Raw genomic sequence first — 17,112 nt, 5'->3', positions numbered from 1 at the left:
GATGTTACGTATTGCCGACAAAGTCTTTGATTCACATCTGTTTACCGGAACCGGAAAATTCGCCTCCCCGCAGCTAATGGTGGATGCTATTCGTGAAAGCGGCAGCCAGCTGGTGACGCTGGCGATGAAGCGCGTGGATCTGCGTCAGCACAACGATGCCATACTTGCGCCGTTACTGGAGGCAGGCGTGACGCTCTTACCCAATACCTCCGGTGCGAAAACGGCCGAGGAAGCAATTTTCGCTGCGCATCTGGCCCGGGAAGCGCTCGGCACCTGCTGGCTGAAGCTGGAAATTCATCCGGACGCCCGCTGGCTGTTGCCCGATCCGATCGAAACCCTGAAAGCGGCAGAGACGCTGGTGCAGCAGGGATTCACCGTTCTGCCCTACTGTGGTGCCGATCCCGTGCTGTGTAAGCGTCTGGAAGAGGTCGGCTGCGCGGCCGTGATGCCGTTAGGGGCGCCCATTGGCTCCAACCAGGGACTGGAGACCCGCGCGATGCTGGAGATCATCATCGAGCAGGCGACCGTGCCCGTGGTGGTGGATGCGGGCATCGGCGTACCCAGTCACGCCGCGCAGGCGCTGGAGATGGGGGCCGATGCGGTGCTGGTCAATACCGCGATTGCGGTGGCCGACGACCCGGTGATGATGGCGCGTGCGTTCCGCCTTGCCGTGGAGTCCGGTCTGCTGGCACGACAGTCCGGCCCCGGCTCGCGCAGCTTTCAGGCGCAGGCCACCAGCCCGCTGACCGGTTTTCTGGAGGCACTCTGATGGCTACCTTTACCGATCGCTGGCGTCAGCTTAACTGGGACGATATTGCCTTACGTATCAACAGTAAAACCTCTGCGGACGTAGAGCGGGCATTAACAGCCCGGCATGTGACCCGCGAGGATTTGATGGCCCTGCTTTCTCCGGCAGCCAGCGCATACCTTGAACCGATGGCGCAGCGCGCGCAACGCCTTACCCGCCAGCGCTTTGGCAACACGGTGAGCTTTTACGTGCCGCTTTATCTCTCTAACCTGTGCGCCAACGACTGCACCTACTGTGGCTTCTCAATGAGCAACCGCATTAAGCGTAAAACGCTGGATGAGCATGAGATCGCCCGCGAGTGTGCGGCTATTCGTGAGATGGGTTTTGAACATCTCTTACTGGTGACGGGTGAACATCAGGGCAAAGTGGGGATGGACTATTTTCGCCAGCATCTTCCGGCCATCCGCCGCGAATTTGCCTCATTGCAAATGGAAGTGCAGCCTCTGTCGCAAGAGGAATATGCGGAACTGAAAACCCTTGGGCTGGACGGCGTAATGGTTTATCAGGAAACCTACCACGAGGCGACCTATGCCCGGCATCACCTGAAAGGGAAGAAGCAGGATTTCATCTTCCGGCTGGAAACGCCGGACAGGCTGGGGCGCGCCGGTATCGATAAAATTGGGCTGGGCGCGCTTATCGGTCTGTCCGACAGCTGGCGGGTTGACTGCTATATGGTGGCAGAGCATCTGCTGTGGCTACAGCAGTACTACTGGCAAAGCCGCTATTCCATCTCATTCCCACGGCTGCGTCCGTGTACGGGAGGCATTGAACCCGCCTCGCTGATGGATGAGCGCCAGCTGGTGCAAACCCTGTGCGCATTTCGCCTGTTCGCGCCGGAAGTGGAATTGTCGCTCTCCACGCGTGAATCCCCCGCGTTTCGCGACCGCGCGATCCCTCTGGCGATCAACAACGTCAGCGCCTTTTCCAAAACGCAGCCGGGCGGTTACGCGGACGATCGCCCGGAACTGGAACAGTTTGCACCGCACGACGGACGACGGCCCGACGCGGTGGCGGAAGCCCTGACTGCACAGGGGCTACAGCCCGTGTGGAAAGACTGGGACAGCTGGCTGGGAAGAGCTTCGCATTTGCGCTGAAACCGCCTGCAACAATGCGGAAAGGTTACGAGACGGCTCGTAAGATCAACGCCGGGCGATTGAGGAGATCTGCCCGGTTTTATTAGGATTAACCACGTCAGCAACGGACGCTGACCAGGGTGAAAATGCTTCTTCCTCGTTTCGCCCTGCCCTCCGCCCCTTAAACAAAATTTCAATTGATAAAATAAATACGTCGTTTCTTATCTACTCTTAAGATAAATCAACCCGTCGGAAATCGCTTTCTGTATAATTTACTACCAGCAATCTGACAGCGACTATGCTGAGGATATCGACAGACGCAACGCGTCTACCATCTGGATTGATGCACAACTCATGGCACTCCACAGTAAAAAGCTCTCTTTTACCCGACCAATTATGGTCAGCTTCGCGGGGATTCTGTTCAGTTTCGCGATAATCGCGATCCTGGTCATCCTTTCACAACGGAAGGATTTTATTGAGGATTATCATAAAATTAATGGTAACTTCACCCATAATCTGGCGGTGAACTATACCGAATCCATCCTGCGAGAAAATGACTATATTCTTGGTCGCGCTGCGATGTACTACGCCCGTGAAGACAGAGTGAATCAGACGATAAATATCGATCCGACACACGGTTTGCAGATGTTAATGCATTTGCAGAATCTGATGCCGACGGTGTCGTCTATCTCTCTGGCGGACACCGAAGGGCACCATCTGCGCGCGCCGGAAGTACTGCCAACGGAGAAGAGTAGGTCGTTCAACGCACGAACACGCCCATGGTTTATCGGGCAAGCGGAAGCCAGCAACTTTCCTCACTACACCCGCCCCTATCTGGACTATTTCACCCAACATCCTACGGTCACCCTCTATAAACCGGTCATTTCACCGGAAGGCCGTCTGAAGGGCACGCTCGCTTTCCATCTTGATTTAACCTCCATGGGGTATACCTTGCGCCAGATGGTGGCACCGGTTCAGGGTGAGTTTTTTGTCGTGGAACGTGACGGCGCCGTTGTGCTGCATCCGGACACGGGGGCGCTCTTTAAGCAGTACGTAAGCGAAGCGCTGATGGACAAAATGACCAGCGGCGAAGGGCATCTTTTCGACCCCAAAAGTAAAACCTGGTATTACTACTACTCTTTCACCAATCCGGACTGGTTTGTGATTTATCGGGTCTCCGATGCCACGCTTTCCGTCATCACCCGGCATGAAACCACCGTCGTCGGCTGGGGATTTGCGCTGGCGGCAATCATCATCATTCTGTTCGGGCTCTACCTGCGCCATGCCTCGCGTTCTGTGCTGATGAACATTATCAACGCCATCAAAACCGGAGACGTCAATCAGGCGCCACGTCTTGAGGCGATGCTCAGCCATACCATTCGAACCAATAAGGAACGTGAGATGGCCTATGTCCGTCAGGCCACCCATGATGCGCTGACAGGCTGCAAGAACCGCCGTGCTTTCGACAACGATGTGGATGAGCTGCTGACCGCTCATCAACCCTTCGTTCTGGCGCTGGTCGATATCGATAACTTCAAATCTATTAACGACACCTGGGGCCACCTGAGCGGGGATATTGTTCTGCGCAGCGTGGCGCGCGAAGGTATTCAGATCATGCAGCCTCACCACGTTTCCGTTTACCGCTACGGTGGGGAAGAGTTCGGGGTGATTTTCCCGGCCGAGCTGATGAACTCCGCGCACGCGCTACTGGAAGCCTGGCGCACCGCCGTGGAAAAACGGACCTGGCGGGAAGAGAACCTGCGAGTAACCTTCAGCGCGGGGGTGGGAGAGTGGCACTTCGAACCGCTGGAACAATTTATCGGCAGCGTAGATGAAGCGCTGTATACCGCTAAACAACAGGGTAAAAACCGCATCGTAAGCACGGCCAGCCGATAATACCCTTCCTGAAATTCCGCCCGTTAAGACGGGCAGAATGCTTTCATGTATAAAATTGTAACCGGTTTCAGAAAAATGCCGATTTCTTTGTGATGCCTGACACACAATCGCGGTAAAGCGGTTGTTGAAGCGGTCTGCGCGGGATAATTATCAATAAACACATGTAGATCGAGGCTGACTATGAAGAACATCGTTTTATGCTGTGCAGCGGGAATGTCAACCAGCATGCTGGTTCAACGTATGAAAGATGCCGCGCAGAAAAAAGGAGTCGAAGTAACCATTAAAGCCGTTCCGGTCGCGGAGTTTAAAGATAACATCGCGACGGCTGATATCGTATTACTGGGGCCACAGGTTAAATACGAACAGGCAAAACTCCAGGCGCAGGCCGATCCGCTCGGAAAAAAGGTCGCGGTTATCGACATGATGGATTACGGCATGATGAAAGGTGATGCCGTACTGGAAAAAGCGCTCAAGCTGCTGGAGTCATAATGGAAGACTTAGAAACCACAATCATGGAGCTATTGGTCAATGCAGGTGCGGCGCGCAGTGCGGCCCTGACAGCGTTGCAAATGGCGCGAAAAGGTGACTTTGACGAAGCCGAGAAAGCGATGGAAGAGTCGCGTGAATATGTGAAACATGCGCATACTATCCAGACGCAGCTTATCGGTCTTGATGAAGGGACAGGTAAACTTCCGGTTAACCTGATCACCGTTCACTCTCAGGATCACCTGATGAACGCGATGGTCATTCAGGATCTGGCGGGCGATATGATTGAGCTTTATCGACGCATCCCGTTAGTGAATTGAAGACATACAGACGTAAAAAAACCCGCCGAGGCGGGTTTTTTATTGTCGGGTGGCGCTGCGCTTACCCGACCTGTGATTCATATGCCCGGTAATTTTACCTACCGGGCATCAACGATTACTCGTTGTCGGAACCGCCCAGACCTGCGTTCAGCAGTTCTGCAAGGCTCGCGGATGCATCTTCGGCAGTCACCTGCGGTGCAGCTGGCAGTTCGCCCGCTGCGCGACGACGCATACGATCCTGGTGGTACGCATAACCGGTACCGGCCGGGATCAGACGACCCACGATAACGTTCTCTTTCAGACCGCGCAGTTCATCACGTTTACCTGCAACAGCCGCTTCGGTCAGGACACGAGTGGTTTCCTGGAACGATGCAGCAGAGATGAAGGACTCGGTTGCCAGAGACGCTTTGGTGATACCCAGCAGATCGCGTGCAAAGGTCGCACCGATTTTGCCGTTCGCTTCCAGATCGCGGTTAGCGATCTTAACGCGTGAGTATTCAACCTGCTCGCCTTCCAGGAAGTCGGAGCTGCCCGCGTTTTCGATGGTTGCTTTACGCAGCATCTGACGAACGATAACTTCGATGTGCTTATCGTTAATCTTAACGCCCTGCAGACGGTATACGTCCTGTACTTCGTTAACAATGTAACGAGTAACAGCATGCACACCACGCAGACGCAGGATGTCGTGCGGCGCTTCTGGACCATCGGAGACCACGTCACCACGTTCCACGCGTTCACCTTCGAACACGTTGAGCTGACGCCACTTAGGAATCATCTCTTCGTACGGCTCGCTGCCATCTACTGGCGTGATAACCAGACGGCGCTTACCTTTGGTCTCTTTACCGAAGGAGATGATACCGCTGATTTCAGCCAGGATAGCAGGCTCTTTCGGACGACGTGCTTCGAACAGGTCCGCAACGCGTGGCAGACCACCGGTGATGTCCTTGGTACCGCCGGATTCCTGAGGAATACGCGCCAGGGTGTCACCAGAGCTGATCTGTACGCCATCTTCCAGCTGTACAATCGCTTTACCCGGCAGGAAGTACTGCGCAGGCATATCGGTGCCAGGGATCAGAACGTCGTTACCCTGAGCATCAACGATTTTCAGTGCAGGACGCAGATCTTTACCACCGGTAGTACGTTCAGCAGAATCCAGAACCACCAGAGAAGACAGACCGGTCAGCTCGTCGGTCTGACGAGTAATGGTCTGGCCGTCGATCATGTCAGTGAAGCGGATGAAACCACTTACTTCGGTGATAACCGGCATGGTGTGTGGATCCCAGTTTGCTACGGTTTCGCCGCCGGCAACCTGCTCGCCATCACCTTTCGCCATAACCGCACCGTAAGGCACTTTATAGCTCTCTTTGGTACGACCGAATTCGTCGATAAGCTTCAGCTCGGTGTTACGAGAAGTCACAACCAGCTTGCCTGCGGAGTTAACAACAGACTTCGCGTTGCTGAGCTTGATGCTACCTTTGTTTTTCACCTGGATGCTGGATTCAGCAGCCGCACGAGATGCCGCACCACCGATGTGGAACGTACGCATCGTCAGCTGTGTACCCGGCTCACCGATGGACTGTGCTGCGATAACGCCGATAGCCTCACCTTTGTTGATGATGTGGCCACGCGCCAGGTCACGACCGTAGCAGTGCGCACACACACCAAAGTCGGTGTCACAGGATACAACGGAACGCACTTTCACAGAGTCAACAGAGTTCGCTTCCAGCAGGTCACACCACTGTTCGTGCAGCAGAGTGTTGCGTGGAACCAGAATGTCTGCGGTGCCCGGCTTCAGGATGTCTTCCGCGGTCACACGACCCAGTACGCGATCGCGCAGCGGCTCTTTAACATCACCACCCTCGATAACCGGGGTCATGGTGATACCTTCGAGGGTGCCACAATCGTCTTCGGTGACGACCAGATCCTGCGCAACGTCAACCAGACGACGCGTCAGATAACCGGAGTTCGCCGTTTTCAGTGCGGTATCCGCCAGACCTTTACGCGCACCGTGCGTGGAGATGAAGTACTGGAGTACGTTCAGACCTTCACGGAAGTTCGCGGTGATTGGCGTTTCGATGATGGAGCCATCTGGCTTCGCCATCAGACCACGCATACCTGCCAGCTGACGAATCTGTGCCGCAGAACCACGCGCACCGGAGTCGGCCATCATGTAGATGCTGTTGAAGGAGACCTGCTGCTCTTCTACGCCGTCACGGTTAATCACGGTTTCGGTTTGCAGGTTATCCATCATCGCTTTGGATACACGATCGTTCGCCGCAGCCCAGATATCGATAACTTTGTTGTAACGTTCGCCTGCGGTTACCAGACCAGACTGGAACTGCTCCTGGATCTCAGCAACTTCAGCTTCCGCTTCAGAGATGATCTCGTGTTTCTTCTCTGGGATGACCATGTCATCGATACCAACAGATGCACCTGAACGCGCTGCATAAGCAAAGCCGGTGTACATTGTCTGGTCAGCGAAGATAACGGTCGGCTTCAGGCCCAGAATGCGGTAACAGGTGTTCAGCATTTTGGAGATCGCTTTCTTGCCCAGCGCCTGGTTGACGATGGAGAAAGGCAGACCTTTCGGTACGATCATCCACAGAATCGCACGGCCAACGGTCGTGTCTTTCAGGCTGGTAATCGCCACGAATTCGCCGTTTTCATCTTTTTCGTATTCGGTGATACGCACTTTAACGCGCGCATGCAGAGAGGCCAGGCCAGCGCGATAAATACGCTCAGCTTCTTTCGGGCCAGTCAGCACCATGCCTTCGCCTTTGGCGTTAACACAGTCACGGGTCATATAGTACAGACCCAATACAACGTCCTGAGAAGGAACGATGATAGGTTCACCGTTCGCTGGAGACAGGATGTTGTTGGTAGACATCATCAGCGCACGCGCTTCGAGCTGGGCTTCCAGCGTCAGCGGTACGTGAACAGCCATCTGGTCACCATCGAAGTCGGCGTTATAGGCCGCACAAACCAGCGGGTGCAGCTGGATCGCTTTACCTTCGATCAGGACTGGCTCAAATGCCTGGATACCCAAACGGTGCAGAGTTGGTGCACGGTTCAGCAGTACCGGGTGTTCGCGGATCACTTCGTCCAGGATATCCCAAACGACAGCTTCTTCACGCTCAACCATTTTCTTAGCGGCTTTGATGGTGGTGGCCAGGCCACGCAGTTCCAGCTTGCCGTAGATGAACGGTTTGAACAGCTCCAGAGCCATTTTCTTAGGCAGACCGCACTGATGCAGACGCAGGTATGGACCTACGGTGATTACAGAACGACCGGAGTAGTCAACACGCTTACCGAGCAGGTTCTGACGGAAACGACCCTGCTTACCTTTGATCATGTCGGCCAAAGATTTCAGAGGACGTTTGTTAGAACCGGTGATCGCACGACCGCGACGACCGTTATCCAGCAGGGCATCTACCGCTTCCTGCAGCATACGTTTTTCGTTGCGTACGATGATGTCCGGCGCAGCCAGATCCAGCAGACGTTTCAGACGGTTGTTACGGTTGATCACGCGACGGTACAGATCGTTCAGATCCGACGTTGCAAAACGACCACCATCCAGCGGAACCAGCGGACGCAGATCTGGCGGCAGAACCGGCAGAACGGTGAGGATCATCCACTCTGGTTTGTTACCAGACTGTACGAACGCTTCCAGCAGTTTGATACGCTTGGTCAGCTTTTTACGCTTGGTTTCGGAGTTGGTTTCGTTCAGCTCTTCGCGCAGAGTTTCACACTCTTGCTCCAGATCCATGCTCTTCAGCAGGGCCTGGATAGCTTCCGCACCCATCTTCGCGTCGAATTCGTCACCGAACTCTTCCAGCGCGTCCAGATACTGTTCTTCGGTCAGGATCTGGTTACGTTCCAGATTCGTCATCCCGCCTTCGATCACAACATAAGATTCGAAGTACAGAACACGTTCGATATCGCGCAGCGGCATATCCAGCAGCAGGCCGATACGGGACGGCAGAGATTTCAGGAACCAGATGTGAGCAGTTGGAGACGCCAGCTCAATGTGGCCCATACGCTCACGGCGTACTTTGGTCTGGGTCACTTCAACGCCGCACTTCTCACAGATCACACCACGGTGTTTCAGGCGCTTGTACTTACCGCACAGGCACTCGTAGTCTTTTACTGGCCCGAAAATACGCGCACAGAAAAGGCCGTCACGCTCAGGTTTGAACGTACGGTAGTTGATGGTTTCCGGCTTTTTAACTTCACCAAAAGACCATGAACGGATCATGTCTGGCGAAGCCAGAGCAATTTTGATCGCATCAAACTCTTCGGTTTTAGTCTGCGCTTTCAGAAACTTTAATAAATCTTTCACGGATTTGCTCCCGTCGGAGTTAGCACAATCTGGTGTCGGGGGTTAACCCGACACCAGTGACCTGTTTGAGCGAGAATTACTCGTCTTCCAGTTCGATGTTGATACCCAGCGAACGAATCTCTTTCAACAGTACGTTGAAGGATTCTGGCATGCCCGGTTCCATCTGATGGTTGCCGTCTACGATGTTCTTATACATCTTAGTACGACCATTCACGTCATCAGACTTAACGGTGAGCATTTCCTGCAGGGTGTATGCTGCGCCGTATGCTTCCAGCGCCCACACTTCCATCTCCCCGAAGCGCTGACCACCGAACTGAGCCTTACCACCCAGCGGCTGCTGAGTAACCAGGCTGTAAGAACCGGTAGAACGAGCGTGCATCTTGTCGTCGACCAGGTGGTTCAGTTTCAGCATGTACATGTAACCTACGGTTACCGGACGCTCGAACTGTTCACCGGTACGGCCGTCAAACAGCGTAATCTGACCAGACGTTGGCAGACCACCCAGTTGCAGCAGCTCTTTAATTTCAGCTTCTTTTGCACCGTCGAATACCGGCGTTGCAATTGGCATACCCTTACGCAGGTTTTCCGCCAGACGCAGAACTTCATCATCGCTGAAGGTGTTCAGGTCGACTTTCTGACGCACGTCGGTACCCAGATCGTAGGCACGCTGGATGAACTCGCGCAGTTTCGCGACTTCTTCCTGCTGCTTCAGCATGGCGTTAATCTTGTCGCCGATACCTTTCGCAGCCATACCCAGGTGGGTTTCCAGGATCTGACCGATGTTCATACGAGACGGTACACCCAGTGGGTTCAGTACGATATCTACCGGCGTACCGTTAGCATCGTGCGGCATATCTTCGATCGGGTTGATCTTAGAGATAACACCCTTGTTACCGTGACGACCTGCCATCTTGTCACCAGGCTGGATCTGACGTTTAACAGCCAGATACACCTTAACAATCTTCAGCACGCCTGGTGCCAGATCGTCGCCCTGAGTGATTTTGCGGCGTTTCGCTTCGAGTTTTTTCTCGAACTCGTGTTTCAGTTCGTCATACTGCTCAGCCAGCTGTTCCAGCTGATTCTGTTTCTCTTCGTCGGTCAGGCCCAGCTCCAGCCAGCGATCGCGTGGCAGTTTGTCGAGCTTCTCAGCTTCAACGCCACCGGCAACCAGCACCGCATAGATACGGCTGAACAGACCCGCTTCGAGGATTTGCAGTTCTTCAGACAGGTCTTTCTTAGCCTGTTTGAGCTGCATCTCTTCGATTTCCAGCGCACGCTTATCTTTCTCAACGCCGTCACGAGTGAAGACCTGAACGTCGATAACCGTACCGGAAACACCGTTTGGTACGCGCAGAGAAGAGTCTTTAACGTCAGACGCTTTCTCACCGAAGATAGCACGCAGCAGTTTCTCTTCTGGCGTCAGCTGGGTTTCGCCTTTCGGTGTAACCTTACCAACCAGAATGTCGCCGCCGGTCACTTCCGCACCGATGTAAACAATACCGGATTCATCCAGTTTGGAGAGCGCAGCTTCACCCACGTTAGGGATGTCGGCAGTGATCTCTTCTGGCCCCAGCTTGGTGTCACGGGACACACAGGCCAGTTCCTGAATGTGGATGGTGGTGAAACGATCTTCCTGAACCACACGCTCGGAGACGAGGATGGAGTCTTCGAAGTTGTAACCGTTCCACGGCATGAACGCTACGCGCATGTTCTGACCGAGCGCCAGTTCACCGAGGTCGGTGGACGGACCGTCTGCCAGCACGTCGCCGCGCTCAACTGGCTCACCCAGAGATACGCAAGGCATCTGGTTGATACAGGTGTTCTGGTTAGAACGGGTGTATTTGGTCAGGTTGTAGATGTCGATACCCGCTTCGCCCGGATACATCTCGTCTTCGTTAACTTTGATAACGATACGGGATGCGTCAACGTACTGAACGGTACCGCCACGCTTAGCAACTGCTGTAACACCGGAGTCAACGGCAACAGCACGTTCCATACCGGTACCAACCAGCGGCTTATCAGCACGCAGAGTTGGAACGGCCTGACGTTGCATGTTCGCACCCATCAATGCACGGTTGGCGTCATCGTGTTCCAGGAACGGGATCAGGGACGCACCGACGGATACCACCTGTTGGGTGGATACGTCCATGTAGTCAACCTGGTCGCGGCTGAACAGGCTGGATTCGCCTTTGCTACGGCAGGTAACCAGATCTTCTACAAAGTGGCCTTCGTCATCCAGGTTGGAGTTCGCCTGAGCGATAACGTAGTTGCCTTCTTCGATAGCAGACAGGTAATGAATTTCGTCGGTAACCACACCGTCGGTCACTTTACGATACGGGGTCTCAAGGAAACCGTATTCGTTTGTCTGTGCGTACACGGACAGGGAGTTGATCAGACCGATGTTTGGACCTTCAGGCGTTTCGATTGGACATACGCGACCGTAGTGAGTCGGGTGTACGTCTCGAACTTCAAAGCCTGCACGTTCACGGGTCAGACCGCCTGGGCCGAGTGCAGAGATACGGCGTTTGTGCGTGATCTCAGACAGCGGGTTGTTCTGGTCCATGAACTGAGACAGCTGGCTGGAACCGAAGAACTCTTTCACTGCCGCAGAAATCGGCTTGGCGTTGATCATATCCTGAGGCATCAGGGTATCCAGATCGCCCAGAGACAGACGCTCTTTCACCGCACGCTCTACACGAACCAGGCCAACGCGGAACTGGTTTTCCGCCATTTCGCCTACGGAACGGATACGACGGTTGCCGAGGTGGTCGATATCGTCCACTTCGCCTTTACCGTTACGGATATCGATGAGCTTCTTCATCACTTCAATGATGTCGTCTTTGCTCAGGATACCGGAACCTTCGATTTCGTCGCGCAGCAGAGAACGGTTGAACTTCATACGACCTACCGCGGACAGATCGTAGCGGTCTTCGGAGAAGAACAGGTTCTCGAACAGGCTTTCAGCCGCTTCGCGAGTTGGTGGCTCACCAGGACGCATCATGCGGTAGATTTCAACCAGCGCGCTCAGACGATCGTTGGTTGGGTCGACGCGTACAGTCTCAGAGATGTACGGACCGTGGTCCAGATCGTTGGTGAACAGCGTTTCGATACGTTTGTGGCCAGACTGGCTCAGCTTAGCCAGCAGATCCAGGCTCAGCTCCATGTTCGCCGGGCAGATCAGCTCGCCAGTTGATTCATCAACGTAATCTTTCGCGGCTACTTTTCCTGCAATGTATTCAACCGGAACTTCGATGTGTTTGATATCATCTTTTTCCAGCTGGCGGATGTGGCGCGCGGTGATACGGCGACCTTTTTCCACATACACTTTGCCGTCGGCTTCGATGTCGAACGACGCGGTCTCACCACGCAGACGTTCCGGCACCAACTCCATCTGCAACTTGTTGTCGCGGATTTCAAAGATCACTTTCTCAAAGAACAGGTCCAGGATCTGCTCAGTGGTATAGTTCAGTGCACGCAGAATGATGGTTGCAGGCAGCTTACGACGACGGTCGATACGGACAAACAGGTTGTCTTTTGGATCGAATTCGAAGTCCAGCCATGAACCACGGTAAGGAATGATGCGTGCGTTATACAGTACTTTACCGGAAGAGTGCGTTTTACCTTTATCGCTGTCGAAGAAGACGCCCGGGCTACGGTGCAGCTGGGAAACGATAACACGCTCAGTACCGTTGATAACGAAAGTACCGTTGTCCGTCATGAGTGGAATTTCACCCATGTAGACTTCTTGTTCTTTAATGTCTTTTACGGTGCCTTCCGGCGCTTCGCGCTCGTAGATCACCAGACGCAGTTTTACGCGCAGCGGTGCGGAATAGGTCACGCCACGGATCTGACATTCCTGAACGTCAAACACCGGTTCGCCAAGGCGGTAGCTGACGTACTGCAGCTCGGAATTACCGCTGTAGCTCTGAATCGGGAACACGGAACGGAAGGCTGCTTCCAGGCCGTACTGCCCTTCAGGATCTTGCTCGATAAACTTCTGGAACGAGTCAAGCTGGATAGAAAGGAGATATGGAATGTCCAGAACTTGTGGACGTTTACCAAAATCCTTACGAATACGTTTTTTCTCGGTATAGGAGTAAACCATAGGGTTCCTCAGCTCGCTGACAAGTCGACCCATCTGTCCGACGAAGGGACAGTTTGTGCAACACCATTTTGTGGACCGGAAAATTGAATACTTTCCGCAATACCTGTTGCTATCACGCTTAAACCATTTCATTGCGATTTACACAGAGCGAGCACCCTGTCGCAGTATATTAAGTCGTCGATAGAAACAAGCATTGTCAGGACAACCAGCAGTCAAACAGTGTGAAATGCTGCTGATGCCTTACAGCGCAAAAAGGCTGGTGACTAAAAAGTCACCAGCCATCAGCCTAATTACTTAGGCTGCAACCAGAAAAGTTGGCTTATTTAACTTCAACTTCAGCGCCAGCTTCTTCCAGAGATTTTTTCAGTGCTTCTGCGTCGTCTTTGCTCACGCCTTCTTTCAGCGCAGCTGGAGCAGATTCTACCAGGTCTTTAGCTTCTTTCAGACCCAGGCCAGTTGCGCCACGTACTGCTTTGATTACAGCAACTTTGTTCGCGCCAGCAGCTTTCAGAATTACGTCGAATTCAGTTTTTTCTTCAGCAGCTTCAGCCGGGCCCGCAGCTACAGCTACAGCAGCAGCAGCAGAAACACCGAATTTTTCTTCCATTGCAGAAACCAGCTCTACAACGTCCATTACGGACATAGCTGCTACTGCTTCAATGATTTGATCTTTAGTGATAGACATTTAAATTGTTCCTGAAAATCAGAATAAGTTTATACGTAAGCAAATGCTTTATAAAGATAACTGCGATTAAGCAGCTTCTTTCGCATCGCGTACAGCAGCCAGAGTGCGAACCAGTTTGCCAGCCGCAGCTTCTTTCATGGTTGCCATCAGGCGTGCAATTGCTTCTTCGTAGGTCGGCAGGGTGGCCAGGCGATCGATTTGCGATGCCGGGATCAACTCACCTTCAAAGGCTGCAGCTTTGACCTCAAATTTTGCATTCGCTTTCGCGAACTCTTTGAACAGACGAGCAGCAGCGCCCGGGTGTTCCATAGAGTATGCAATCAGGGTCGGACCAACAAACGTGTCTTTCAGGCACTCGAACTGAGTACCTTCAACTACGCGACGCAGCAGGGTGTTACGAACAACACGCATGTATACGCCAGCTTCACGACCTGCTTTACGCAGTTCAGTCATTTTGTCTACAGTAACGCCACGGGAATCCGCAACTACTGCAGACAGCGCGCCTTTGGCTACTTCGCTGACTTCAGCAACAATCGCTTGTTTGTCTTGAAGATTTAAAGCCATTAGCTTTGCTCCTGGATGTTTGCCGGAACTCATGTTCCGGAACTCACTTCACTCGACCCAACGGGAAGAGCGTCTTAATACGGTGAGCAGAAACAAGCCAGAGTATTTAAAATAATCTTAGCGTTCTGTCACCGTCTACGCAGGGGATTAAGTTTCTTGCGAAACACCTGCGGTCTTCGACGGAGGCCTGGATAGGCCAGGCTCCAACGAACAATTCTTTTAGCCGCTAACTTTTGTTAGCAAACGTGGGGGTAAGATTGTAGACAAAATCACCGCCCACGTAAAGGCATTAGTTTGCAGCAGCGCTCAGGCCAGCCTGGTCAACTGCAACACCTGCACCCATGGTGGTGGAGATGCTAACTTTCTTGATGTACACGCCTTTCGCCTGAGTTGGTTTAGCTTTTTTCAGCGCAACCAGCAGAGCTTCCAGGTTTTCTTTCAGTTTGTCAGCGTCAAAGTCCACTTTACCGATGGTGGTGTGGATGATGCCGTTTTTGTCGTTACGGTAACGAACCTGACCTGCTTTAGCGTTCTTAACCGCTTCAGCAACGTTAGGAGTTACAGTACCCACTTTCGGGTTTGGCATCAGGCCGCGTGGACCCAGAACCTGGCCCAGCTGGCCAACAACGCGCATTGCATCTGGAGAAGCAATAACAACGTCAAAGTTCATTTCGCCTTTCTTGATCTGATCAGCCAGATCTTCCATACCTACCAGTTCAGCGCCGGCAGCTTTAGCCGCTTCAGCGTTTGCACCCTGAGCAAATACAGCTACGCGTACGGAACGGCCAGTACCGTGTGGCAGTACAGTTGCGCCACGAACGTTCTGATCGGATTTACGAGCGTCGATGCCCAGGTTAACGGCAACGTCAACGCTTTCAACGAACTTAGCAGTTGCCAGTTCTTTCAGCAGAGCGATAGCTTCGTTGATGTCGTACTGTTTGGTCGCATCAACTTTGTCACGGATCACGGACATGCGCTTGGTCAGTTTAGCCATTTCTTAGTCCTCCACTACCAGGCCCATGGAACGTGCAGTACCTTCAATGGAGCGAGTCATCGCTTCAATGTCGGAACCAGTCATGTCGGCAGCTTTGGTCTGCGCGATTTCCTGCAGCTGAGCGCGGGAAATTTTACCCACTTTGTCTTTGTTCGGCTTACCGGAACCAGACTTGATGCCCGCTGCTTTCTTCAGCAGAACTGCTGCTGGAGGGGTTTTGGTAACGAAAGTGAAAGAACGGTCAGCGTAAACAGTGATTACAACTGGGATTGGCAGACCTTTTTCCATGGATTCAGTTTTGGCGTTGAACGCTTTACAGAATTCCATGATGTTCACACCCTGCTGACCCAGAGCTGGACCAACTGGTGGACTTGGGTTCGCCATACCTGCTGCAACCTGCAGCTTGACGTAGGCTTGTACTTTCTTAGCCATTCTAAAATCCTCTGATTGGGTAATAACGCCTCGGAGAGGCTCCCCGTGAATAAAATTCGTTTTACGGGTCGGAACCCATAAAAACAAAAGGCGCGAAATTGTATTCCAATCTCGCGCCCTGTGCAACGATTAAATCGTCGCTTTTTTGATCGCTGCTTAGGCTTTTTCTACCTGAGCAAAGTCCAGCTCTACCGGGGTCGCACGACCAAAGATAGAAACGGAAACTTTCAGGCGGGACTTCTCGTAGTCCACTTCTTCGACGACGCCATTAAAGTCAGCAAACGGACCGTCGTTAACACGAACCATCTCACCCGGTTCAAACAGCGTTTTCGGACGCGGTTTATCACCCACCTGCTGGAGGCGGTTCATAATCGCATCAACTTCTTTGTCGCTGATTGGCGCCGGACGGTCAGATGTGCCGCCGATAAAGCCCATCACGCGTGGTACGCTGCGCACCAGGTGCCAGCTCGCGTCGTTCATCACCATCTGAACCAGCACGTAACCCGGGAAGAATTTACGCTCGCTTTTGCGACGTTGGCCGCCACGGATCTCAACCACTTCTTCGGTCGGAACCATAACTTCGCCAAATAACTCTTCCATATTGTGTAATTTGATATGCTCACGCAGCGACGTAGCTACGCGGCCTTCAAAACCGGAAAACGCCTGAACGACGTACCAGCGCTTTTTAGGGGCTTCAGACATCTCAGAACCTCAGGCCAGTGATAAAGGATACCAGGCGAACCAGAATACCATCCAGTCCCCACAGGATCAGTGACATTACAGCGGTTACCGCCGCTACAATCAGCGTGGTGTGCAATGTTTCCTGGCGAGTCGGCCAAATGACCTTGCGGACTTCGGTACGCGCTTCGCGGGCAAACGCAACGGTCGCTTTGCCTTTCGTCGTCAACAGCGCGACACCACCCGCCGCAGCAATCAGAATTACCACTGCAAGCGCGCGTAGCGGCAGCATCATGTCACGATAAAGATAGTTGCCGACAATCGCCACAATCAGCAGCACGGCTACAACTACCCATTTCATCGCTTCCAGGCCGCGCCCGCTCCCTTGAGCTTCGGTATTCGCACTCATAAACCAACCTGTCAGAAGTATTCTACAAACATTTTCACCCCGCGAGTGCGAGGCAAACCAATCGAAATGCTATTCGCTTTTCGTATTATACGCTCTCCGCAGAGCCTGTCTCAGCAATGATTATGACAAAATTAATCACTGATGAGCCAGGTTCTGATGTGAAAGCGTGCAAAAAGGGCATCAAATGATGCCCTTTTATTGCGCATTGCGTCAAATGTTATCAGCGATTAGCCGAGAACTTTAGCAACAACGCCCGCGCCAACGGTACGGCCGCCTTCACGGATTGCGAAACGCAGACCGTCGTCCATCGCGATTGGGTGGAT

The 17,112-nt window shown here is 53.2% G+C and carries 14 protein-coding genes; 5 read left to right on the top strand and 9 right to left on the bottom strand.

Going from position 1 to position 17,112, the window contains the following annotated elements:
* The first annotated feature begins 1 nt into the window (after position 1).
* The 5 genes from thiG (at position 2) to INF86_RS21255 (ending at position 4,583) form a co-directional block, all read left to right on the top strand.
* On the top strand, positions 2-769 hold the full coding sequence (thiG, locus tag INF86_RS21275; protein WP_023299071.1) for a thiazole synthase: 768 nt from the start codon (positions 2-4) through the stop codon (positions 767-769).
* Positions 769-1,902 carry a 2-iminoacetate synthase ThiH gene (thiH, locus tag INF86_RS21270; RefSeq protein ID WP_022646704.1) on the top strand — a complete coding sequence of 378 codons (1,134 nt, stop codon included), beginning with the start codon at positions 769-771 and terminating at the stop codon, positions 1,900-1,902. Before thiG ends, thiH begins: the two co-directional genes overlap by 1 nt.
* A gap of 333 nt (positions 1,903-2,235) precedes the next feature.
* Positions 2,236-3,777 carry a diguanylate cyclase domain-containing protein gene (locus tag INF86_RS21265; RefSeq protein ID WP_063148479.1) on the top strand — a complete coding sequence of 514 codons (1,542 nt, stop codon included), beginning with the start codon at positions 2,236-2,238 and terminating at the stop codon, positions 3,775-3,777.
* Between the two features lie 180 nt (positions 3,778-3,957).
* A complete protein-coding gene (locus tag INF86_RS21260; protein ID WP_010425948.1) occupies positions 3,958-4,266 on the top strand; it encodes a PTS sugar transporter subunit IIB in 309 nt (102 codons plus the stop codon).
* Positions 4,266-4,583 carry a PTS lactose/cellobiose transporter subunit IIA gene (locus INF86_RS21255; RefSeq protein ID WP_003862327.1) on the top strand — a complete coding sequence of 106 codons (318 nt, stop codon included), beginning with the start codon at positions 4,266-4,268 and terminating at the stop codon, positions 4,581-4,583. Before INF86_RS21260 ends, INF86_RS21255 begins: the two co-directional genes overlap by 1 nt.
* 115 nt (positions 4,584-4,698) lie before the next feature.
* Here the strand turns inward: INF86_RS21255 and rpoC are convergent, their stop codons facing one another.
* The 9 genes from rpoC to INF86_RS21210 all read right to left on the bottom strand — a co-directional run.
* Positions 4,699-8,922, bottom strand: coding sequence for a DNA-directed RNA polymerase subunit beta' (gene rpoC / locus INF86_RS21250; RefSeq protein ID WP_023299069.1), 4,224 nt, complete (start codon positions 8,920-8,922; stop codon positions 4,699-4,701).
* A gap of 76 nt (positions 8,923-8,998) precedes the next feature.
* Positions 8,999-13,027: a DNA-directed RNA polymerase subunit beta gene (gene rpoB, locus INF86_RS21245; RefSeq protein ID WP_023299068.1), complete on the bottom strand. Its 4,029-nt coding sequence runs from the start codon at positions 13,025-13,027 to the stop codon at positions 8,999-9,001.
* Between the two features lie 319 nt (positions 13,028-13,346).
* A complete protein-coding gene (rplL, locus tag INF86_RS21240) occupies positions 13,347-13,712 on the bottom strand; it encodes a 50S ribosomal protein L7/L12 (RefSeq protein WP_002445276.1) in 366 nt (121 codons plus the stop codon).
* 66 nt (positions 13,713-13,778) lie between these two features.
* Positions 13,779-14,276 (bottom strand): 50S ribosomal protein L10, encoded by a 498-nt coding sequence (gene rplJ, locus INF86_RS21235; protein ID WP_003862338.1) that lies wholly within the window; start codon positions 14,274-14,276, stop codon positions 13,779-13,781.
* A 289-nt stretch (positions 14,277-14,565) separates the two neighbouring features.
* Entirely contained in the window at positions 14,566-15,270 is a 705-nt protein-coding gene (gene rplA / locus INF86_RS21230) for a 50S ribosomal protein L1 (RefSeq protein ID WP_006810530.1), read from the bottom strand.
* 3 nt (positions 15,271-15,273) lie between these two features.
* Entirely contained in the window at positions 15,274-15,702 is a 429-nt protein-coding gene (gene rplK, locus INF86_RS21225) for a 50S ribosomal protein L11 (protein WP_003862340.1), read from the bottom strand.
* Between the two features lie 156 nt (positions 15,703-15,858).
* Positions 15,859-16,404, bottom strand: a complete 546-nt coding sequence (nusG, locus tag INF86_RS21220) for a transcription termination/antitermination protein NusG (protein ID WP_003862341.1) — start codon at positions 16,402-16,404, stop codon at positions 15,859-15,861.
* 1 nt (position 16,405) lies between these two features.
* Positions 16,406-16,789 carry a preprotein translocase subunit SecE gene (secE, locus tag INF86_RS21215; protein ID WP_003862342.1) on the bottom strand — a complete coding sequence of 128 codons (384 nt, stop codon included), beginning with the start codon at positions 16,787-16,789 and terminating at the stop codon, positions 16,406-16,408.
* A 227-nt stretch (positions 16,790-17,016) separates the two neighbouring features.
* Positions 17,017-17,112 (bottom strand): elongation factor Tu (locus INF86_RS21210; RefSeq protein ID WP_072082015.1); only part of this gene is annotated, 96 nt, incomplete at its 5' end.

This window comes from Enterobacter cloacae complex sp. I1M (assembly GCF_014982425.1).
GTDB lineage: Bacteria > Pseudomonadota > Gammaproteobacteria > Enterobacterales > Enterobacteriaceae > Enterobacter > Enterobacter intestinihominis.
This window is presented reverse-complemented; position numbering and strand designations above follow the sequence as displayed.